Origin of the sequence: Psychrobacter sp. AH5 (genome assembly GCF_040371085.1) — a bacterium.
Taxonomy (GTDB): Bacteria; Pseudomonadota; Gammaproteobacteria; order Pseudomonadales; family Moraxellaceae; genus Psychrobacter.
This window is the reverse complement of record NZ_JAMBMT010000001.1, coordinates 389346-412959: the sequence shown is the minus strand read 5'-3', so window position 1 is coordinate 412959 and position 23614 is coordinate 389346. Positions and strand designations below refer to the sequence as shown.

Here is a 23614-nt window from a genome sequence, read left to right as displayed (position 1 = left end):
GCTGCTATCAGCTTGGCTATAAATAGAATTATCAAAAAAAGAGTGCTTAACCTTAACTATTCACATTAAGCAATAACCATTAGCCTCGAAAGATATTTTCTTGCTCAAGGCTCATTTCAATACCTTCTATATTAGCCTCATTGGCTAAAGTGAAAAGATAATCGCATAGCGCTTGGTGAAAGGCTTGTTGGCTCAGCTTATTGTGAATAGCAGGGCTTACCTGCTCATAAGTCATTTGAATACCAGGCTGCTTATCTAGCACCTCAACGATATGAAAACCGTAGCGGCTCTCAATCGGACTAGGGGCCAGACCTGCCTCTAACTTAAAGAGATGGCTTTCAAACTCAGGAACGGTTTGACCTTTATCAATCACACCTAACTCTCCACCTTGCTCTTTTGAGGGACAAGCAGAATATTGACGGGCTAACTCAATAAACTGAGCACTAGGATTGCTATCGGTTTTGATCTGCTCAATCAGCTCATAAGCGCTCTTTTTGAGCTTGAGACGCTCGTCACCGTCATCAGGCGCGCAGGCTAATAAAATATGACGCACCGACATAATAGGATCGGTCTTAAAGTCTGCCATATTTTGTTGATAATAACGCTCACAAGTCGCGGTATCGGCGATAGTGGCTTGTACGTTTTTGTCAATCAATGCAGAGATGGCTTGTTCTTCATCTTTATCCCACGCCGCTGCGCCTAAACTTGGCTCGTCTAACACCGCTAGCCTTAGCAGCTCGCGCACGACCAAAGCTTGTGTTGCCAAAAACACCGCATCTTCTTTATTAGCCGCCGGATGGTACTGTAGCTCTTGGGCGATAGCTATTCTATCAATCATTACCCCATTGACCGTAACACAAGGCAGCTCATCACGGCTTGAGGCGATTAGGTTTTTGTGATTACTTCTCTCCTCTGCCATCGCTCTTTCGATAAACTCTTTATCCGAATGCGGTTTTTTTAGATCGTCTGTCGTCGGCATGATACGGATAATATCCTCGTCACTACTCACTGGTATACGGTTAGCAGTAGTGGCCTGATGACTATGGGTACTGTGAGTACTATGGCTATTATGATTAGCGTGTTCAGTTGGGTTATAGGTATTGACCGTCATAAGGGTTACTCCACTACTGATAATAATGAGATTAAAAAAGGGTTATGAAAATTAATTTAAGACGCTTGCAAACTCATCTTAGGACCAAATGGCTCATAATGAACCTTATCCAGCCCATGATTTAGAGCCGTTAAACCATCAATGATACTTTCCATAAATGGCATTGAGCCGCAGACATAAATATCGGCAGGTTCTGGCAAAGTTGCCAAATAACGATCATCCAAAAGTTTTCCAGAATCAAAATAGAAAACCTGTTTTTCTACGTCTTTTGCTGACGCTAAAAGCTGATTTACTTGCTTATCAAAGGCGTGATGCTGCTCATTTTGACAAGCATAAGCCCAAATAATAGGACGCTTTGGATTGCTCGCTATTTGCGCTTCTAATATTGATAAAATAGGCGTAACTCCAACGCCTGCACTAATCAGCACTAATGGAATATCATTTTGTCCCATCAAATCTTGATTTAGCGCAAAGTCGCCGGCAGGCGCTGATAACAAAATAGTATCGCCAACCTCTACCTCATCATGCAAATAATTAGAAACCAGACCATAATGCTCATTACGATTATCGCGTCTTACCGCAAACTTAATACCTTCATCGGTATGGGCCGAGTATAAAGAGTAGTGACGCAGTGCTAAATTATCGCTGTCTGTAGGATCTGTTTTTACGGTGATATATTGACCCGCTGTCAGGGTAAATTTATCCAAATCAATAACTTGGTTTTCATCTACTGGAATCACGGTAAAAGCAGCAATATCAGTAGCTACAGCAGACTTCTCTACTACTTTAAAAGTAGCAAAACCATCCCATAATGCTTGCTCATACATCGTCTCTTCTAGCTGAATAAAAACATCAGCAATCTCGTCATAAGCCTCAGACCAAGCGTTAATAATGTCGTCGTTAGCCGCCTCGCCTAGCACCTCTTTAATAGCGCCTAATAGATGATGACCTACAATAGGATAATGCTCGGGCAAGATTTGTAGGGCGCGATGTTTGTGGCTAATTTGCGTCACTTGTGGCAATAGCGTCTCTAACTTATCTAGATGTTTGGCTGCCGCTAGTACCGTTGTCGCAAGCGCCGTCTGTTGTCGGCCTAATTTTTGATTGGTTTCATTAAAGATATCTAATAGCTCAGGATGCTCATTAAACATATTTTTGTAAAATACAGTGGTAATGGTAGCCCCATGCTCTTCAAGCACAGGAACAGTTGCTTTGACAATCTCAATAGTTTGTACAGAAGCCATGAGCTTCCCCTTGTTAAGTCAGTTCTTTGATAAATTGAGAGATTATTAGCGAAAGTAGCCAAACTTTTAAAAAGTAATTAAAAATGTAAAGCTGAATAAATAACTAATGACTATAAGATTCATTTCAAATGAATCTTATAGTATTTCTCTTAAAATATCAATGTGCTATCACTACCAATCTCTATTTTTTATTGCGATCTTTTTTGTCTAACGATCTGATAACGGCGACCAAAATACCACACTGGCGCGCTAATGATATGAATCAATCTGGTAAACGGGAAGATCATGATCAGCGTAATACCCAGTGCCATATGCAGCTGATAAATCAGATCAGCCTGCTCGATACGGGCAGCGGCTTGTACCGGTCTTAAGATAGTAATGTCTTGTGCCCAGCCTGCTAGGTTCATCATCGTTAAGCCATCTAGATGCTGCATAGAGGTAAAGATAGAGATTAGACCTAGATTGAGCTGCACAAATAATAAGACTAATACCAGCTTATCCGAAAAATTTGAGGTATTGGAGATACGGTCATCGGTGAAGCGGCGCCATAACAACATCGCCAAACCAATCCAACAAAACACCCCAGCAATACCGCCGACTACTACTGCAACGACCTGCTTTCGACCCGCACTAATAAACGACTCATAAAGAAAATGCGGCGTCAGCATGCCAAACAAATGGCCTAGCAGTACGATAATAATACCTACGTGAAATAAGTTACTCGCCCAGCGCATATTTTTGGATCTTAGCATCTGTGAGGAGCCGGTTTTCCACGAATACTGCGACAAATCAAACCTTACCCAAGTACCAACGATAGCGATAGCCAGCGCAATATAGGGGTAAACACCAAACAGGAATATCTGTAGCCAACTCAAATTAGCCAAAGACTCAAAACCAGTACTTGCAATTTCCATGTCCTTTCTCCTAATTACGATTTAACCGGTTGAGCGGTTTTAAAGTCTACCCAGTGCACAGGGGCATCAACCAATTTTGTAGGCTGGCTATTGGCTGATTTGGCGGCGCGGTTTTGGGTACTGGTTTGTGAGGGGCAACGCTCTTCTTGCTGAGCATCCAAAAAGGTCACTACCTCCTCTTCCCACTCTTTGTCTAAAGCATCAAAGGTATCGTCGCGCTGCTCTTCGCTGATTTTTTCTTGATACTCTTCAACCACTTCAAGTGGCTTGCCAGCAATCTGTAATAGCGCGTTAAAACAGCCTTGATAAACACTGCCGCGATCTTTGAGTCTTGCCGCTAGCAGCGCAATAATATGACTGACATCAGCGATATCCATACGAATTTGAATATCATCTTCAATCACTGTCGCTTGATAAGCCAAGAATTCCAGATACAAAGGTAGGAAATCTGGCAGCTCTTTGACGCTAATCTCAAAACCCGCTTGTTGATATTGGTTCATCAAATCGACCATCGCTTGACCGCGATCACGCGATTCGCCATGCACATGCTCAAACAGCCATAGTGATAAAGAACGACCGCGCTCAAACAGACCGTCGTAACGAGCTTGGGCTTCTAAAGAGCCGGTATCGATCAGATCTTCGATTAAGTCGATGATTTGAGTACGCACCGCTGGGCTAATTAGCGTCGAGCGCGCCACAATCTCGGTACAGTCGGCTAAAGTGTCCCCAGCAAATAGCTCGTTGCTGGGATAGTCTATAAGTAAGCTGAGCACCTTTAATATCTTTAGCTCTGAGCCGCCAATATTTGGCATAGCTATTGGCTCATCAATGGCGCTACTCACAAACTGAGTATTATGAATTTGAGTAGTTTGCATCTTATGACTCCCACTTTTGGACGGTATCAATAAAATCGCGGCGATTGGCTTTACGTTGTCCAAACATACTGTTATCAGAATGTCCTGAACAGCCTTCACCAAAGCTAAATCCGCAACCGTTACGCTCAGCAAACGCATCACTTAACGCCTCTTCACGGTGCGCAGTTGGAATCACAAAACGATCCTCGTAATTGGCAATCGCTAGATAGCGATATATCTCTTCCACTTGATGCTTAGTCAAACCGACATCATCCAAGATGCTTTGGACTTCTTGCTTCTCAACCAATTGCATCCGCTTATAGCTACGCATAGCCAGCAAGCGTTTGAGTGCCAAACGAACTGGTTCTTCATCACCAGCGGTCAGCATATTGGCCAAATAACGCAGTGGAATACGTAGGCTATCGACATCGGGGATTAGACCATCCATACCCACTTTGCCTGCTTCAGCCGCGTTTTGAATCGGTGATAGTGGCGGTACGTACCAAACCATCGGTAAGGTGCGATATTCAGGGTGTAGTGGCAGTGCCAATTTCCAATCCATCGCTAGCTTATAAACAGGTGATTTCTGTGCTGAATCGATAACCGATTGCGGCACGCCATCTTTTAACGCTTGAGCAATAACCGCAGGATCATTAGGATCCAAGAACACGTCTAACTGTGCTTGATACAGATCTTGCTCGTTTGGTGTGCTCGCCGCTTCAGCGATTTTGTCCGCATCATATAGCAGCACGCCTAGATAGCGGATACGGCCGACACAAGTCTCTGAACAAACCGTTGGCAAGCCTGCCTCAATACGCGGATAACAGAAGATGCATTTTTCTGACTTGCCCGATTTCCAGTTGTAGTAAATCTTTTTATACGGGCAACCTGAGATACACATACGCCAGCCGCGGCATTTTTCTTGATCAATCAATACAATGCCATCTTCTTCACGCTTATAAATCGCGCCACTAGGACAAGCCGCCACGCAAGTGGGGTTTAAGCAATGCTCGCATAGACGCGGCAAATACATCATAAAGGTGTTTTCGTACTGTCCATAGATATCGGCTTGAATGCTATCGAAGTTTTTATCCTTGCGACGTTTTTCAAACTCTGAACCTAAGATCTCCTCCCAGTTCGGGCCCCATTCAATCTTTTGCATCCGCTTGCCAGTGATGGCCGAACGCGGACGCGCGATAGGTTGATGGTTACTAATAGGCGCGGTATGCAGATGTTGATAATCAAAATCAAACGGCTCGTAATAGTCATCAATCTCTGGTAGATCAGGGTTGGCAAAGATATTCGCTAGTACTCTGAATTTACCACCGATACGTGGGTTGATACTGCCATTAGCGTTACGTATCCAGCCGCCGTTCCATTTGTTTTGATTCTCCCACTCTTTGGGATAACCGATGCCGGGTTTGGATTCAACGTTATTGAACCAGGCATATTCCATGCCTTCACGGCTGGTCCAGACGTTTTTGCAGGTAACTGAGCAGGTGTGGCAACCGATACATTTATCGAGGTTAAGCACCATGCCGACTTGTGAACGAATTTTCATGGGGTGTGCTCCAAGTTTTTATATAAATAGTACTAATATAAAAAGCGTTAGTATAAAAAGTGGGATTAACCATCGATGCTAGTAGGTAGCGGACGAGGCAGTGCGTTATCGGGTTTGTCTTCTAACCAATCGATCTTTGACATTTTTCGAATCACCACAAACTCATCACGGTTACAGCCCACGGTGCCGTAGTAGTTAAAGCCGTAAGACTGCTGCGCGTAGCTACCAATCATGTGCGTCGGTTTCAAAATAGTCCGCGTGACCGAGTTATGAATACCGCCGCGCGTTCCGGTTTGCTCAGAGCCTGGGATATTGACCAGTTTTTCTTGCGCGTGATACATCATGGTCATACCCTCTTTGACGCGCTGACTAACGATAGCTCGAGCGGTAATCGCGCCGTTGGCGTTAAATACCTCAATCCAGTCGTTATCAACGATACCGGCTTTTGCCGCGTCAACCTCTGATAGCCAAACACAAGGGCCACCGCGGCTGAGCGTTAGCATCAATAAGTTTTCAGAGTAAGTACTGTGGATACCCCACTTTTGGTGCGGTGTTAAGAAGTTCAGTACAATCTCTTTATTACCATTGGGTTTGGCGTTTTTGATAATGTCCGTGGTCTTAGTATCGATAGGCGGACGATATTGCTGCATCTGCTCCCCAAACGCCTGCATCCAAGGATGATCTTGATAAAACTGCTGGCGGCCGGTAATGGTGCGCCAAGGGATCAGCTCATGAACGTTGGTATAGCCGGCGTTATAGCTCACCTCATCAGACTCAATACCTGACCACGTCGGGCTTGAGATAATTTTGCGCGGCTGAGCAACGATGTCTTTGAAACGGATTTTTTCGTGTTCGCTAGATTTGGCTAAATGCGTATGGTCACGACCAGTAAACTCCGATAAAGCGTTCCAACCTTTGACCGCGACATGACCATTGGTCTCAGGCGCTAGCATCAAAATCATCTCAGAAGCATTGACCGCGGTATTTAGACGTGGACGGCCCTCAGAGATACCCGGCTCAGTGACACGGTGGTTTAAGTCGCCCAATTGTTTGACTTCTTTTTTCATGTCCCAATTCAAACCTTTAGAGCCGTTACCTAGTACTTCAAGTGCCGGACCCATCGAGGTGAATTTTTTGTAAGTGCTCGGATAATCACGCTCAATGATTTTGATCATTGGACAGTTTTTGCCGGGTACAGGTTTCTCCCCTGCCGTCTTCCAGTCGGTACCACCGAATGGCTGCGCTAACTCGCCTGGGGTGTCATGCTGCATAGGCAGGGTCACGACATCGGTCTCGACTCCTAAGTGACCTTTTGACACCTCAGAGAAGCTCTTAGCGATGCCTTTGTAGATCTCCCAATCGGTTTTAGATTCCCAAGCAGGATCAGTAGCCGCCGTTAATGGATGAATAAACGGATGCATATCTGAGGTATTCATATCATCTTTTTCATACCACGTTGCCGTTGGCAGTACGATGTCAGAATACAGACAAGTCGAGGACATACGGAAGTCCAGTGTTACCACTAAATCAAGCTTGCCTGTAGGTCCTTTTTCGACCCAATCCACCTCTTTTGGCTGCAAAAATCCCTCAGGGTTTTCTTCATTGAGCAAACCGTTTTTGGTGCCAAGGAAATAATGCAGCATATACTCATGGCCTTTACCTGATGAACCCAAAAGGTTTGAGCGCCAAATAAACATATTGCGTGGGAAGTTAGCTGGGTTATCAGGCGACTCACAAGCAAAGCGTAGGCTGCCATCCTCTAGCGAGTCGACAACATAGTCCTCTACCGCTTTGCCACTGTCGGCTGCTTTGGCAGCGATGGTCAATGGGTTACGGTTGAGCTGCGGCGCTGAGGGTAACCAGCCGGCACGCTCCGCTTGAATGTTGTAATCTAGCATATGCTCAGGGAAGAACTTTTTATTGGCATTTGGCGATAGTATTTCATGCGCTGAGATGCTTTCATGACGCCACTGCGAGCTATGAGCATAAAAGAAGCTAGTCCCGTTCATATGACGCGGCGGACGGTGCCAATCCAGTGCAAAAGCAAGTGGCAACCAGCCGGTTTGTGGACGTAGTTTTTCTTGACCGACATAATGCGCCCAGCCGCCGCCTGATTTACCGATACAGCCACAAAGCATCAACATATTGATCACGCCGCGATAGTTCATATCGAGGTGATACCAGTGGTTCATACCCGCGCCGATGATGATCATCGATTTGCCATGCGTTTTGTGCGCGTTTTCAGCGAACTCACGCGCCACTTGAATGACGCGCTCACGGCTAAGGCCGGTAATCACTTCTTGCCAAGCGGGCGTACCTGGTACGGTGGCATCGTTATAATCATCAGTGACATGCTCGCCGCCCACGCCATTATCAACGCCGAGGTTAGCCACGGTTAAGTCAAAGACAGTGGCGACGATAGCGCTGCTGCCATCAGCCAGGGTAATGGTTTTGCAAGGAACGGTTTTTTGCTGGATAGGCTCGCCCGGTACTGAGGTAAAATGCGGATGATCAACGTGACCAAAGTAATCAAAGGCAACCTTACAAGTCTCGCTGCTGTCTTTTAGCGTCAGCGTTAGATCGATCTCTGCGCCAGTAGTGCCGTTTTTACTCTCTAGATTCCACTTGCCTTTTTCGCCCCAGCGATAGCCAATAGAGCCTAGCGGTGATACCAGCTCACCATCATTATTAAGGGCGATAGTTTTCCACTCAGGGTTGTTTTCTTGACCTAAGTTATCGACCAAATCTGAGGCGCGTAGATAACGACCCGCACGGCGCGCGCCCTCTTCACCCTCTAACATCACTAGCACTGGCAAATCGGTATAACGCTTGGCATAATCCAAGAAATAATCGCTTGGCTGCTTGAGATAAAACTCTTTGATAATCACATGACAAAACGCTTGCGCTACTGCCGCATCCGTCCCTTGCTTAGGGTTTAACCATAAATCAGTAAGTTTTGACACCTCAGCATAGTCAGGGGTAATAGAGACGGTCTTAGTACCTTTATAGCGAACTTCGGTGAAAAAATGCGCGTCAGGTGTCCGCGTTTGTGGCACGTTTGAGCCCCAAGCGATAATGTAGTCAGAGTTGTACCAATCAGCGGATTCTGGCACGTCTGTTTGCTCGCCCCAAACCATCGGTGAGGCTGGCGGCAAGTCACAGTACCAGTCATAAAATGATAAGCAAACGCCGCCGATTAAGGACAAATAGCGACTGCCCGCAGCATAGCTGACCATCGACATCGCTGGAATCGGTGAAAAACCTACGATACGATCAGGGCCAAAGGTTTTGGCGGTATAGACGTTACTAGCGGCGATAATCTCGTTGACCTCCGCCCACGTTGAGCGGATAAAACCACCTAGGCCGCGTTTGGATTTATACTGTTCAGCCTTAAGAGGATCTTGCACAATACTGCCCCAAGCATCGACGGGATCAGGGTACTGAGCTTTGGCTTCGCGCCATAATTTAAGCAGCGGCTTACGTACTTTTGGGTATTTGACGCGGTTGGCTGAATACATATACCAGCTATAGCTTGCGCCGCGAGGACAGCCGCGTGGTTCATGGTTTGGTAGATCAGGACGAGTCTCTGGATAATCGGTTTGCTGAGTCTCCCAAGTCACTAGGCCGTTTTTGACATAGATCTTCCATGAGCAAGAGCCGGTGCAGTTGACGCCATGCGTTGAGCGCACAATCTTGTCGTACTGCCAGCGGCTACGATAGACGTTTTCCCAAGCGCGAGACTCATCACGGGTCTCACCATGTCCATCGGCAAATTCGCCCTGTTTGCGTTTAAAAAAGCGGAATTGGTCGAGTAAGTGACTCATTTGGCTATCCTCTACTTGATGACTTATAGGGTAAGAAGTAATTAAGCACTAAAGTTATAGAACAAGATGTCAACTAAAAGCTCTATGTCTAAAGAACATACATACTGTTATTTCGATATCATCATTCTAAGCGAGCTTGAATAAGGTTGGTATTAGCTAATATGAGCACTGAGCTACCCCCTAAGTAGTAGTTAAGATCAGAACCTCTTTAGCAAAAACCGTCAAATAAACCAAAAATAAAAAATGCCACTTACCTATTAATAAGTAAGCAGCATCTGTATTTATTTATCAGAGTTTAGTTTTGGCTTTAGCAAGGAATCTCAGCATTACCGCGGCTGTAATACCACCAAGTCAGCACAATGCAGATGATATAAAAGACAATCAAAGCAATAAAGGTGCCGTTGATACCTAACCCTGAGCCAAACATTTTGGGTACAAAGAAAGCGCCATAAGCGGCAATAGCAGCGGTAAATCCCACCACCGCAGCGGACTCTTTACGTATCTCAACGAATAGCTCTTCTGTGCCCACGCGGCTAGGATGCAGACGCTCCAAAAAGGTTTTAAAAATATTAGGAATCATCGTAAAGGTAGAGCCATTACCGATACCAGTCGTGATAAACAGCACCATAAATGAGATGAAATAACCAATAAAGCTACCCGGATGAGTATCGCTAGGTAAGAAATACATCACGCTTACCACCGCTAGTACCATGACGATATAATTCCAAAAAGTTACTCTTGCTCCGCCTATTTTATCTGCTATCCAGCCGCCTAGCGGACGAAATATCGCTCCGACAAATGGCCCCAAAAAAGCGTATTTAAGCGGATTAATATCAGGAAAAGAGTTTTTAATGAGCATTGGAAAGGCGGCTGAGAAGCCAATGAACGAGCCAAAAGTCGCCATATAAAGGATACACATAATCCAGTTATGTTTGCGCTTAAAGACGACAGATTGATCCTTGAAAGACGCTTTGGCTGAGGAGATATCATTCATCATAAACCAAGCCAAGACTGATACCAGTGCGATAAAAGGCACCCAAATAAAACCGGCGTTTTGTAGATACAGCTCTTTGCCTGCTGCGGTCACTTGCGGAGCGCCGCCTAAAGCGCCAAAGACACCCAAACCAATAACGATGGGAATCGTAAACTGCATGACCGATACGCCCAAATTACCAAGTCCGGCGTTTAGACCTAGCGCCGTTCCTTGCTCAGCTTTGGGATAAAAAAACGAGATATTAGACATTGATGATGAGAAGTTTGCACCGCCAAAGCCGCACAACAGCGCAATGATAGCAAAAGTCATAAACGGTGTATTAGGATCTTGTACCGCAAAGCCCATCCATAACGCCGGCAGCAATAACGAGGCGGTCGAGATAGCGGTCCAGCGTCTACCCCCAAAGATAGGCACCATAAAAGAGTAAAAAATACGCAAAGTTGCGCCTGTCAATCCGGGCAACGCTGCTAGCCAAAACAGCTGACTATCATCAAAACTAAAACCAATCTCTGGCAAATTAACAATGACCGCGCTCCAGACCATCCAGACAGCAAAGGCTAGTAGCAGCGCTGGAATAGAGACCCATAAGTTACGCGTCGCTACTTTTTTGCCGCCATTTTGCCAAAACTCATCTACCTCAGGCCGCCAATCCGTAATGAGCTTACCGCCTTTTGTATGATATTTACCGCTCATTTTTTCCTCACTTAGTAGAATATACTCAATTATTATCAGGGTGCTTCGCTCGTTAATTAGTGACAAAAACCAAAAGCGGGCAGTAAATCCCTATCATTGGCTAGCAAAAGTAGCTAGCCAGATCGTTATCCGCTGTATTTGCTTAAGCTCTTTTTAAACACTATCACCGCTTAACAAAAAGTAATGTCTTACCTTACCTAGTTACCTTTTTGATTGGTATTCACACATGGGGGTAGACTATTATCTAAAAGGGGTAATCGGCGTACGCCAAAGCGTCTACTGCTTTAGAGGTATAGCTAGTCATCAGCGCTCAGTGATAAGGTAGATTGGCGGCTTTTTAACTGGTTTTTGGGGCTTTATAGATAGCGATTAAAAATACTGATTGAGAGGCGCGGATTTACCACAGCTTATTAATAAGGGATAGATTTTTTATTTTATGAAAAACGGCTTACGACATTCTCTACCCGTACAGGCGCTGGCATCAGTCATTGCTATTGCTATGCTGTGCTTCATCTCCGCTATAGGCAGCGGCGTGCTGGCGTGGGTCTCTCAAGCAGATGCTCAAGCTATCAATACGGCAGGCTCGATACGGATGGCGACTTATCGCATCAAGTTTCAGACAGCCACTGACTTTGATAATCTCTCATCCTCTGATTTGAGCGTTAGTACTGAGACCAAAGCAAGCAAGCAAGACTTTGCAAGTGCAGCAGCGGCGTTAGAGTTTTTGCTTAGCGATATGGAGCAGCGACTAGCAAGCTTACGCGATTATCAGCAATATCATGGCAATGAGCATGACGGGATCAACCGGCAATTGCATAAAATTGAGAGACAATGGTTTGATGAGTTAAAACCCTCTATCTTAGCTAACGATCAAAGCGCTTTTTATCGCGCCTCAAACTCTTATGTCGAAAATGTAGATGACTTAGTTGACGCCCTACAGTACCGCAATGAGCAAAGGCAGACTTGGCAACAACTGCTACAAGTCGCCTCTTTGTTATTGACCATTATTATTATGCTGGTTGGTTTTTATAAGTTACAAAACAACGTTTTGTTGCCTGTGCAGCGCCTTATCAAAGCCAATAGTCAGTTTCGTCAAGGCAAAAGCGAGACTAGGGTTTCGATATCAGGCTATAGGGAATTTAAAAAACTGGGCAACTCTTTTAATGCGATGGCCAGCACCATCGAGACTTATCAGCAGTCCTTAGAAAACGAAGTACAAACTAAGACCCAGCACTTAACGCAGGCCAACCAAGCGCTAGGCTTGTTTTATGATTTCTCCAAACAGCTAACCATTAGTCCTGTCAGCCTGTATAAGTTGGATAAATTGATTACCGATTTTGGCACTATCTTTCCTCACTTAGATCTCACTTTGTGTATACAAAACGATATCTTAAATGGTAAAGATTCTATTGCTCTTCACGATGATAAAATGAAGGAATTATGCACAAAGCTTAACTGTGACAATTGCTTTATCAAAAGTAATATTTATACCAAGACTTATTCTATCTCTCATCAAAACTTTGAGTTTGGTGAGCTTAAAGTTAGACCCAAATCTATTTTGATGATGAATAATGAGCTGGCGATTGATACTAAAGACAGCGCTGATCCTCATTTAGAGCGTCATTTAGGACGTATTCAAACCCTAACGATAGATGGCGACTCCCTACAAACGGATTACTTAGAGAGTCAAAACACTGATAATGATGAATTAATAATCTCGCTCACTAATCTTGTGGGTACGGCTTTGTCATTACGCAAACAGCGCCAACAAGAACATCAACTTATTTTGCTTGAGGAGAGATCTACTATTGCAAGAGAGCTCCACGACTCTCTAGCTCAGTCATTGTCTTATCTAAAGATTCAACTCAGCGTATTAGAAAAACGCTTAGAGCAGTCCTCTGACAAATGCGATAAACAAACGGTACTACAAAGTATTGACCAGATAAAACTAGGGCTAAACTCCGCTTATCAGCAGTTAAGAGACTTATTAGTCACTTTTCGCTTAAGTATTGATAGCAATAATTTCGATGAAGCCTTGCATGAGACGACTGACGAATTTGCAACACGAGGCCACTTTAATGTTCAAGTTAACAATAGCATTATGTCTCTTAATTTAAATGCCAACGAGCAAGTCCATCTGATCCAAATCTTAAGAGAGGCTCTATCAAACATTAGCCGTCATGCTATGGCTGAAAATGTAATCGTTGATTTGAGTTATGATGAGAGTAATTATGTCGTTATGATAATCAGAGACGATGGCGTGGGTATCATAGGCGATGTCGATCAGACCCAGCATCATGGACTAATGATTATGCAAGAGCGCGCTCATAATTTGGGCGGGGAGCTGAGTATCATGGACAACAAACCATCAGGCACTAAAATTATAGTGAAATTTTCTCCTAATTTTTTTGATTAATATTTAGCTGAAAAATCTAAAGCTAGTATAAAAAATAAATTATCCTAAAGGGTTAATGCTTGATTATCTAATTTTGTATAACTTTGAATTTGTGAGCAACTTATGAGCCTTAATGTCTATACCCCAACCTCTCCTGCCAAATTACTACTGGTCGATGATCATCCGATGCTGCGCCGCGGTATTGCTGAATTATTAAGCCTTGAGAGCGATGTCGAAGTGGTTAGTGAAGCTAGTAACGGTCAAGAAGCGCTAGATTTTTTGGCTAATAATAGCGTTGATTTGGTAATACTGGATCACAAAATGCCGATCATGACGGGCATTGAGACTTTGAGGGAGATCAAATCTAGAGGCATTGAGGTCAAGACGTTACTATTTACCGTATCCGATGCTGGCGAAGACGTACAAGAGGCGCTGGAGCTGGGAGTAGATGGTTATTTATTAAAGGATATGGAGCCTGAGCTGATTATCGTCAATATCAGAAAGGTGCTACGCGGAGAGCTGGTAATCAGCCCTAATCTAGCGGCAATACTAGCGCAAACGTTACGCAAACCGACTATCGATGATATCGCTGGCAATTTGACCAGTAGAGAGCTGCAAGTGATTCAGATGATCGCTGAGGGTCTTAGTAATAAGATGATCGCTAATAAATTAAATATCGCTGAATCAACGGTAAAAGTCCATGTTAAGCATATTCTTAATAAAACAGGACTGCGAACGCGAGTAGAAGCGGCGGTATGGACGGTCAATCATTTATCAAAATAGCTTATCCGTATTGTAAATATTAGATAAAAGCAAAACCCATCTAACCTTAAGCTAGATGGGTTTTTGTTAGGTAAAAACTAAGTCCGTGCTTGCTCAGCAGCGATTTGACGATCGACCGATGACATTTGATACTCATCGCCAAAAGCACCCTCAGGTTCTTTGAGCCAAAAGAAGCACAGTATCCAAGCGACAAAGGCCCCAATAGCGATAATAAAGAAGAACTGATTGGGCTCTACTAAAGTAAAGACAAACAAGTAAAATACCGCGCCGACGTTACCATACGCGCCTGCCATACCCGATATCTGACCGGTGAGACGACGTTTGATCGATGGAATAATACCAAAAGTGGCCCCCTCCGCTCCTTGCACAAATACCGAGCACAAGATAGTAAATACCACCGCGATAAATAGCGGCCATTCTGCGTTTAATAGCCCCATCAGTGCAAAGCCAATACCGATACCGAACATATAGACCAGCATCACCAAACGACGATTGCCGATCTTATCGGAGATATAACCGCCAAGCGGTCGCGCCCATAAGTTCACAAAGGCAAAGGTTGAGGCAACCAAGCCTGCGACTGTAGGATCAAGCTTCCAAGTAGCAGCAAAGAACATCGGTAGCATAGAGACTACCGCCAGCTCAGCGCCAAAGTTGGCAAAATAAGTCACGTTTAGCGCCGCAACCGAGGTAAACGGGTATTTATCATCTTCAGGAATACGCGCTTTGATAATCGGTACGTTGACACTAATGGCTTTGTAAATTTGGTAAATCACCATCAAGCCAATGATTACGTAGCAGATCAATGCGCCGTTATCGCTCAAAAACCCCATACCCTGAGTGCGATAAACCAGTAACGATAATACCCCATATAAAGGAATAATAAATAAGCAATAAAGCAGCAGATCCGCCCAGTTAGAGACCTCTAACGCCCCAGCCTTACGTGATTTTTGATGAGTGTCCGCCTTTGGACCATCGGTAATCAAAAACCAATACGCCACCCCATAAGCGGCCATCAATAATCCTGACAAGGCAATCGCCCAGCGCCAACCATCATCACCGCCAAAGAACTGCAGTGCAACGGTTGGAATAGTAATCGCCGCCGCTGCCGAACCAAAATTACCCCAACCGGCATAAAAGCCTTCCGCAAAACCAATGTCTTTGGGCTTGAACCATAGGGCTGTCATGTGAATACCAACGACGAAGCCTGCTCCGACAATAGACATAAATAAGCGCGCAACGAACAGCTGCATCGCTGAGGTACCAAAGGCAAAAAACCAAGTCGGTATCGCCATCACTACCATCAAGATAGAAAACACCCGCCGAGGACCAAAACGATCTAGCGCCATACCGACAATCACCCTACCAGGAATGGTTAGCGCCACGTTGGCAATCAAAAACAGCTTGATGTGATCAGGGGTCAAGTAGCTCTCAGTCGCTAGCATCGAGGTTGCGAGCGGTGCCATATTAAACCAAACATAAAAGGTAAGAAAAAAAGCGATCCACGTGTAGTGAAGCGCTCTTATATCTCGCCGTTCAATCTCAAGTAGCTCTTTTGCATGCATGATAACTATCCTCCACCATAAAATTTTACAATTTTTATGAGGATAATTTAGCAATAAGCAAAAGTATTAACTATTGAGCAAAAGCAGTATAAATCCTATAACAAGTACTCCTTTAGGAGGATTAGCAAGTTAGTTTTTATTAGCTAAATCTCTCCCCTCATTCTAATCAGTTTTATTCAGCTAAATCTATCGATAAAAATGAGTAGTCATATTTTGATTTTATTATCAAAGACTAGCTTATTATTAGCTTTACTCTGCTCTTTGCTGTGTTATCACCAGTCACGCTAGCTAGGCTACGCTACGCTTTTTTTCTGTTAGAATTATTTCGTAATATTATTACTATAACCCATAGCAAATATAATAGACCCATCAATATCCACAGTAATAGGGAGAGGATAAGTTGGTTATGCGACTAAACTCACTTTTTCAAAAAATGCATGAGCGCGCGCCTAGACTTGGTAAGGCCGTGTCATTGGCAACGGCAACGGGCGTCATAGTTGGCAATAGTTTCGCTGGTAGTATTCCTATTTGGCTGATGGGCGCAACCAAGATAATGACTGGCGCTGATATCGCTGATAAAACAGTGATAAAGATCGCTAATTATTGGATCAATAGTAACAATGCTTTGATAGATACTATTTTGCCAAAAAAAGATTGGCGTATTAGCCTACCAGATGATGTGAATATCGATGGTCAATATCTGCTAGTGAGCAACCATCAGTCGTGGGTTGATACTAGTATTGTGCAGTACATCAGTGAGAATCGTCTGCCTCTGACGCGCTTTTTTACCAAGTTTGAGCTGATATATATCCCCATCGTCGGTCAAACCTTCTACTTTTTAGACTTTCCGATGATGCGCCGTCACTCCAAGCAAGCGGTAGCAAAAAACCCAGCATTAGCTGGCAAAGATATCATTGAGGCCAAACGCGCTTGTGGGCTACTAAAAGATAAGCCTTTTACCCTGCTAAATTACTTAGAGGGTACTCGCTTCACCATCAAAAAGCGCAAAGCCCAGCAGTCGCCTTATACTCATCTGCTCAAGCCACGAGCGGGTGGTCTAGCATTGGCCATAAATGCGCTAGGCGATGAGATCGATGGTATCTTGGATATGACGATTGTCTATCCAGATGGGGTGCCAAGTTATGGCGATTTGTGGCAAGGCAATATCAAGCGCTTAGGCGTAGATGTGCGTCATATTGAGATACCGAATAAGCTATTGGTTAGTCTTAAAAATGGCGGTTATGAAAAGGATAAGGCGACCAAAGAGCAGATGTTTGCTTGGGTGGAACAGCTTTGGCTTGAAAAAGATAAACGTATCGCGATGATGTTAGCTGAGTTTGATGACTAGGTTTAGATGTTATTAGGTTCAAATCTTGAGGTCATAGTTTTTAATTTTACTTTGGCTAATAAGCTAAGCCATTAGCTCAATGAAAAACCTTTTAGAATATGAAGAGTGACGTATAATAATAGCGGTTACACCAAAAATGGACTAAGGATAAGTACCATTCACTCACTATAGGGATATGCATATGTTAGGTAAAATGATGTATCAACCGCTGCTGATTAGCAGCCTCATTGAGCACGCTGCTAGATATCATGGCGATACCGCCATCTACTCCAAAGAAGTCGATGGCACCATGACCCAAAGCGATTGGGCGACTATCTCAGATAACTCAAAACGTCTGGCCAATGCCCTGCAAAAGCTAGGGCTGAAACCCTCAGAGCGTATCGCCACTCTTGCTTGGAATAATCGTCGCCACTTAGAAGCTTGGTATGCCATCTCCGGCAGCGGTCTGATTTGCCACACTATCAATCCGCGCCTTTTCCCTGAACAGCTCGCCTACATCATCAACGATGCTGAGGATCAAGTGCTATTCTTTGATGAGACTTTTTTGCCCCTTATTGCTGCTATCCAAGATCATATTAAAGGTATTAAGCACTTTATCTTGTTAGGCGATCGCAGCGAAAAAGTATTAGAGCAGCTACCGAACGCGCTATTCTTTGATGAGTTAATCGCCGAGCAAGCGCCAAAATTTGATTGGCCAAAGCTTGATGAAACCACCGCTAGCTCGTTATGTTATACCTCAGGCACCACCGGTAACCCCAAAGGCATTCTGTATTCGCATCGCTCCTCAGTGCTACACGCTATCGCGCTGTGTATGCCCGATGTCTCCTCCTTATCAGCGCAAGATGTGCTATTGCCCGTGGTGCCGATGTTCCATGTCAATGCTTGGGGCACGCCATACGCCGCGGCGATAGTGGGCTGCTCGTTGATACTGCCAGGCCCCAATCTTGATGGCGATAGCCTGGTGTCAGTGATTGATGATTATAAGGTAACCATTGCGCTAGGCGTACCAACTATTTGGCAGGGTCTATTAACCGCTGCCAAAAAGCGCGGTAGCAAACTTGAGAGTATGACCCGTACTATCGTTGGCGGCGCTGCTTGCCCGCCATCGGTGATCAAGACCTTTAGAGAGGATTTTAATTGTGACGCTATCCACGGCTGGGGTATGACCGAGACCAGTCCGCTGGGGACGATGAATCAGATCAAAGCAAAGCATAAGTCGTTAAGCCGCGAGGAGATCAACGAGTTACGTAAGTCGCAAGGCCGTCCGCCTTACGGCGTTGAGCTGCGCCTAATGGATACCGAAAATCCAAACCAGCCGGTAGCAGAGGATGGCGAGTCACAAGGACGTTTGCAAATTCGCGGACACTGGGTCATCGATGATTATTTTACCCATAGACCAGACGCTATCACCGAAGATGGCTGGTTTGACACCGGCGATATCGCCACTATCGACGCGGATGGCTATATGAATATTCGCGATCGCTCTAAGGACTTGATCAAGTCAGGCGGCGAGTGGATATCCTCGGTTGAGCTTGAGAATATCGCTGCCGGTCATCCTGATGTAAAAATGGCGGCGGCTATTGCGGCTAAGCATCAGCAGTGGGGCGAGCGTCCAGTATTGATCGTCGTCAAACAAGAGGACTCAGAAGTAGATGAGGCGCAGATTTTGGCGTTTTATCAAAATAAAGTTGCCAGTTGGCAAATCCCTGATAAAGTAGTTTTCGTTGATAATATTGTCTTAAATGGCGCAGGCAAAATGATGAAAAACAACTTACGTGATGAGCATGGTGATGTGCTGCTTAATTCATAATAGCTTAATTAAAACGCATTAAATAAATTATAATTTTGTATTAAAGAAAAGCCTGCCTAGTGGCAGGTTTTTTGGTTCGTTTTTACGCAATTAAACACGCTTATAATAAAAAGTAGCAAAACTACTAAAGCTAGTACCATGCCAATGAGAGTAATAGCTTAAACTACTCATCTAATAAATAATTCATTCGTTATTAGCTTTTTAGGCTTGGCTTAAAGTAATTAGCCTAATTACAGGTTTGCATAACCTTACTTTTATAACCGCTCCCTATTTTTATTAGTTTTATACCTCTTCACTCTTATCTTTACTATTAAGTAGGTAGGCCTTAGCAGGCTTGCCTAGTTGTTTTTTAGTCTTATAACTGACTATATAAAATCTTTAACCCTAGTGTATCTCCATATCGACACTTTTTTATGAAGGATAGTTATCTATGAAAACTCTCAAGCGCGCGCCAGCTATACTTGCTGCTAGTATTATTACTGCTATGGCTTTGAGTGCTTGCCAACCTGCTAACGAACAAGCGGCTTCTGAGAATACAGTAGAGCCGACGACAGCGACTAACACCACGGTAGATCCTCATGCTGGTCATGATAGAGGTGACACCGCGATGGCTATGAATGATGACAGCGCCCATCATGGCTCGGCATCGCCTATGCTACAAGAATATACCGATTCTATGACTCAGATGCATAATGAGATGATGATGGGAATGGCTTATAACGATCCGGATTCTGCTTTTGCTCAAGGGATGTTAGGTCATCATATCGGTGCGGTCGATATGGCAAAGATTGAGCTAAAGTACGGTACCGATCCAGAGATGAGAGCTTTGGCACAAGAGATTATTGACGCTCAGCAGCCAGAGATTAAGCAAATGCAAAAGTGGTTAGAGAGCCATCCTGACATATCGGCTCCTATTGCTGAGACTGGCGCTATGCAGCAAGCGTACGCGCAAGGTATGAATGCTATGCATGATGAGATGATGCTAGGTATCGCTGATCCTGTGGCGGATATGGCCTTCGCTCGCGGTATGTTGCCGCATTATAAGGGCGCGGTCGATATGGCGCAGGTACAGCTACAGTATGGCAAAGATCCTGAGATGCGTCAGCTAGCGCAGCAGATTATCGATGCTCAGCAGCCAGAGATTGAGCAGATGCAAAAGTGGATTAAGACTAATGGCGGACCAGTGCCGGGCGCTTAATAGTCTTTGCTTAATAGGTTTTAAAGTGAGTCAACTATATTCTATTTAGTAAGGGTTTTTTATGGCTCCTAATTTTGAAATAAAGTTTAAGTCAATAAAATATACCTTATTACTTATGCTAACTAGCGGTTAGTCCTGTTTTATTACAGCAAATAATAATCCTGCACATACTCCACGCACCAGTCATGAAAGGTTTGGACGGCAGGCGAGATAGTCTTATTTGCTAATTTAAAAATACCAATCTGCCGAGTCAAGGACGGCTCTAGCAGCTCAAGCCAAACCAGCTCAGGCTCGTTAGTCGGAAAGGCCAGCTTAGGCAGCGTGGTAATGCCAAGGTCATGACGTAATAAAGAGAACAGGGAAGTAATATTCTCAACCGTGTAGCGAGCTTGGCGATTGAGCGCTTCAGCGGGCGTATTCTCGAGTAGGCGACAAGTACCATTATATATAAACGGCTGCTCTAGCAATTGCTGCCATTTTAGGCCTTTGGCTGTCTTTCCTTTTGCAGAGGATAAAGTCTGATGTAGCGGATTATTTCGTAAACACACCACCCCTATCGGATCCGCTATCAGCGGCGTAAAATCGATGTCCGCCTGATTGATGGTATTGCAATTACCCAGCGCCAGATCCACCTCGCCTGCCAATAGCCGATTGGTCACCCCAGTTGAGTTATCATCTATTAATACAATCTCGATGTCGGGATATTGTTTGGAGTATTCAAATAACACGCTAGGTAATAATTTGGTCACCAATGACGGCACACTAGCGATTCTTATTTTACCTTTATCACCTATCGCTAGTGACTTTAGATCCTCTGCTAATGCTTGATAAACCGCCATAAACTGCTCAATTTTGGGCAAGCAAGCTTCACCAAAAGCGCTCAAAGTGGCTTTATTCCCACTCTCAAATAACGGCTGACCGAGCGACTTCTCAAGCTCTTTAATCGAAGCTGATAATGCCGCTTGCGTGCGATGCGCGCGCTCTGCGGCAGCGCGAAATCCGCCTTCCTCAACAATTAATAAAAAATGGCGTAGCTGCTGTATTTTCATATCCTTGCTCATTCAAGACGGGCTTAGAGTCAATCTAACTTAATTGATAAATTAAATCTATCATTATTAATATTTAACTCGTTAGATTTATCAAGGTTAAACGAGTAGCATCAATGCTAACCACAAATACGTTTAAGTTTTTGTAAAAACTTGATAACCAAGACACTCTATAAAATCAAGCCAATAAACCAGTTATTAAACCAAGATATCAAAAGGAAATAATCATATGTCTACCCACTCAAAACAAGCCGTCAAAACCTCGCTTTATGCCTCAAAAGCGCCTCTTGAGTGGGCGGTCACTAACAATGGCACCTTATACACTGCGCAAATCCCGATCGATGATAAAGGAGAGGTGGTTAGCGGCGGCATTGAAGCGCAAACTCGGCAAACGCTTGAAAACCTTAAGCATACGTTAGAGTGTGCTGGCACTGATATGAATTCGGTATTACAAGTGCTGATCTATGTCACCGATCGTGAGTATCTAAAAACGGTCAATCAAGTTTATGCTGAGTACTTTGCCGCTCCTTACCCTAACCGCGCCGCGCTGGTGATAGCGGGTCTTGCGCGCGAGGAGATGCTCGTTGAATTGGTGGTCTATGCGGCAGTACCTTAAATTCTAAATGAATCATCTTACACAACACCCTATTTAAATAAATATGAAAATTGGTAGCCTGTTAAATTTTTGATAATCAAGTTAAGGAATATCCTATGTCAGCCACAATCGCACAAACCACTCTCAAACAAGACCTAAGCAAGTCCCTTTATATCAACGGCGAATGGCAAAGTGGCAGCGATACTATTGCCAACATTAACCCATCAGACACTAGCGAAAACATCGGCGACTTTGCGCAAGCTAGCAGCGAGCAAGTCAAAGACGCTATCGCTGCCGCCCGTGCCGCACAGCCAAAGTGGGAAGCGACGCCACTTGAGAAAAAACAAACTATCCTGCAAGCGATCGGCGATGAGATGATCGCCCGCTGTGATGAGCTTGGCACCCTACTATCTCTAGAAGAAGGCAAGCCTTTTGCCGAGGGTCGCGGTGAGATTTATCGCGCTGGTCAGTTCTTTCATTATTATGCTGCCGAAGTGCTGCGTCAAATCGGTGATACTGCCGATTCGGTACGCCCCGGCGTCAAGATTGAGGTCACCCGTGAAGCGGTGGGCGTGGTCGCTATTATCTCGCCTTGGAACTTCCCAACCGCCACCGCCGTTTGGAAGATCGCTCCGGCGCTAGCCTTTGGTAATAGCGTCATTTGGAAACCGGCCAACTTAACGCCTGCCAGCGCGGTCGCTATGGCAGAGATTATCCACCGTCAAGGTCTGCCAGAGGGCACCTTTAACTTAGTACTAGGTGGCGGTTCCTCAGTCGGTGACGCGCTCATTAACTCAGCCGATATCGATGCGGTTAGCTTTACTGGCTCCGTACCCACAGGTCGTAAAGTTGCGGCCGCTACCGCGCCGAACTTTGTGCGTTGTCAGCTAGAGATGGGCAGTAAAAACGCTCTCGTTATCGCCGATGATGCCGATCTACAAGTGGCTATCGATGCCGCGGTCGCTGGCGCGTTCGGCGGCTCAGGACAAAAATGTACTGCCTCCTCACGCTTGATTGTGATGGAAGGTATTCATGATGCTTTCGTCGATGGCGTTGTAGCCAAAATGAAAACACTAAAGGTCGGTCATGCGCTCGATGACGGTATCTTTATGGGGCCAGTCGTTGATGACAAGCAATTAGCCGCCAACATGGATTGGATTGAGAAAGCCAAACAAGCGGGCGCACATTTAGCCTTTGGGGGCGAGCGCTTAGAGAGGAAACACGATGGCTATTATATGGCACCAACGCTGTTCACTGAGACCGATAACAGCTGGGATATCAACCAAGAAGAAGTGTTTGCGCCGCTCGCTTGCGTGATGCGCGCCAAGGATTTAGAAGAAGCGATTGCCATGACTAATGACACCCGTTTTGGCTTGACCGGCGGCATCATCACCCAAAGCCTGCGTAATAGCGCGATGTTTAAAGAGCAAGTACAAGCCGGCTGCGTCATGGTCAATCTGGCGACGGCGGGTACCGATTATCACGTACCGTTCGGTGGCCGTAAACAATCAAGCTTTGGCCCGCGTGAGCAAGGCCAATACGCCAAAGAGTTTTATACCATTGTCAAAACCGCTTATCAGAAAGCATATTAATAGGATAAAGGATAATCGGCGTATTTTGCGTAGGGTGCGCCTCGCGCACCAATTTGAAGAGATAAGTTTTTTTCGGTGCGCGAGGCGCAC

16 protein-coding genes are annotated in these 23614 nt (G+C 44.9%); 7 read left to right on the top strand and 9 right to left on the bottom strand.

From position 1 onward, the window contains the following. Nucleotides 1-79: 79 nt before the first annotated feature. From M0N77_RS01780 to M0N77_RS01750, 7 genes are all read right to left on the bottom strand, one after another. Complete coding sequence (locus tag M0N77_RS01780) at nt 80-1111, bottom strand: peptidylprolyl isomerase (RefSeq protein ID WP_353102984.1); 1032 nt, start codon at nt 1109-1111, stop codon at nt 80-82. A gap of 56 nt (nt 1112-1167) precedes the next feature. Then, nucleotides 1168-2355, bottom strand: a complete 1188-nt coding sequence (locus M0N77_RS01775; RefSeq protein WP_353102982.1) for a globin domain-containing protein — start codon at nt 2353-2355, stop codon at nt 1168-1170. A 188-nt stretch (nt 2356-2543) separates the two neighbouring features. Next, on the bottom strand, nt 2544-3269 hold the full coding sequence (gene narI, locus M0N77_RS01770) for a respiratory nitrate reductase subunit gamma (protein WP_353102980.1): 726 nt from the start codon (nt 3267-3269) through the stop codon (nt 2544-2546). Nucleotides 3270-3283: 14 nt separating this feature from the next. Beyond that, nucleotides 3284-4081: a nitrate reductase molybdenum cofactor assembly chaperone gene (narJ, locus tag M0N77_RS01765; RefSeq protein ID WP_371834211.1), complete on the bottom strand. Its 798-nt coding sequence runs from the start codon at nt 4079-4081 to the stop codon at nt 3284-3286. A 64-nt stretch (nt 4082-4145) separates the two neighbouring features. Then, complete coding sequence (narH, locus tag M0N77_RS01760) at nt 4146-5684, bottom strand: nitrate reductase subunit beta (protein ID WP_353102976.1); 1539 nt, start codon at nt 5682-5684, stop codon at nt 4146-4148. Nucleotides 5685-5749: 65 nt separating this feature from the next. Beyond that, nucleotides 5750-9508 (bottom strand): nitrate reductase subunit alpha, encoded by a 3759-nt coding sequence (locus M0N77_RS01755; RefSeq protein ID WP_353102974.1) that lies wholly within the window; start codon nt 9506-9508, stop codon nt 5750-5752. Nucleotides 9509-9815: 307 nt separating this feature from the next. Then, nucleotides 9816-11195, bottom strand: coding sequence for a NarK family nitrate/nitrite MFS transporter (locus tag M0N77_RS01750; RefSeq protein WP_353102972.1), 1380 nt, complete (start codon nt 11193-11195; stop codon nt 9816-9818). 436 nt (nt 11196-11631) lie between these two features. Between M0N77_RS01750 and M0N77_RS01745 the strand changes: the two genes are divergently transcribed. Both M0N77_RS01745 and narL read left to right on the top strand, forming a co-directional pair. Continuing rightward, nucleotides 11632-13611 (top strand): histidine kinase, encoded by a 1980-nt coding sequence (locus M0N77_RS01745; protein ID WP_353102971.1) that lies wholly within the window; start codon nt 11632-11634, stop codon nt 13609-13611. Nucleotides 13612-13713: 102 nt separating this feature from the next. Further along, the gene (narL, locus tag M0N77_RS01740) at nt 13714-14373 is read left to right on the top strand and encodes a two-component system response regulator NarL (protein ID WP_353102969.1); all 660 of its coding nucleotides are present in this window, start codon (nt 13714-13716) and stop codon (nt 14371-14373) included. Nucleotides 14374-14450: 77 nt separating this feature from the next. On the opposite strand, the gene M0N77_RS01735 is transcribed toward narL, so the two are convergent. Then, nucleotides 14451-15935, bottom strand: coding sequence for an MFS transporter (locus tag M0N77_RS01735; protein WP_353102967.1), 1485 nt, complete (start codon nt 15933-15935; stop codon nt 14451-14453). Nucleotides 15936-16341: 406 nt separating this feature from the next. On the opposite strand from M0N77_RS01735, the gene M0N77_RS01730 reads away from it, so the two are divergent. The 3 genes from M0N77_RS01730 to M0N77_RS01720 all read left to right on the top strand — a co-directional run bounded on the left by M0N77_RS01730 (nt 16342) and on the right by M0N77_RS01720 (nt 20291). Continuing rightward, nucleotides 16342-17283, top strand: a complete 942-nt coding sequence (locus tag M0N77_RS01730; RefSeq protein WP_353102966.1) for an acyltransferase — start codon at nt 16342-16344, stop codon at nt 17281-17283. A gap of 181 nt (nt 17284-17464) precedes the next feature. Next, nucleotides 17465-19093 carry a long-chain fatty acid--CoA ligase gene (locus M0N77_RS01725; protein WP_353102964.1) on the top strand — a complete coding sequence of 543 codons (1629 nt, stop codon included), beginning with the start codon at nt 17465-17467 and terminating at the stop codon, nt 19091-19093. Nucleotides 19094-19523: 430 nt separating this feature from the next. Next, nucleotides 19524-20291: a DUF305 domain-containing protein gene (locus M0N77_RS01720; RefSeq protein WP_353102962.1), complete on the top strand. Its 768-nt coding sequence runs from the start codon at nt 19524-19526 to the stop codon at nt 20289-20291. A 143-nt stretch (nt 20292-20434) separates the two neighbouring features. Here M0N77_RS01720 and M0N77_RS01715 read toward each other — a convergent pair whose 3' ends face one another. Next, entirely contained in the window at nt 20435-21340 is a 906-nt protein-coding gene (locus tag M0N77_RS01715) for a LysR substrate-binding domain-containing protein (RefSeq protein WP_353102960.1), read from the bottom strand. Nucleotides 21341-21566: 226 nt separating this feature from the next. Here M0N77_RS01715 and M0N77_RS01710 point away from each other — a divergent pair, with 226 nt between their 5' ends. After that, nucleotides 21567-21953: a RidA family protein gene (locus M0N77_RS01710; RefSeq protein ID WP_353102959.1), complete on the top strand. Its 387-nt coding sequence runs from the start codon at nt 21567-21569 to the stop codon at nt 21951-21953. Between the two features lie 95 nt (nt 21954-22048). Next, nucleotides 22049-23524: an aldehyde dehydrogenase family protein gene (locus tag M0N77_RS01705; RefSeq protein ID WP_353102957.1), complete on the top strand. Its 1476-nt coding sequence runs from the start codon at nt 22049-22051 to the stop codon at nt 23522-23524. The last annotated feature ends 90 nt before the right edge of the window (nt 23525-23614 follow it).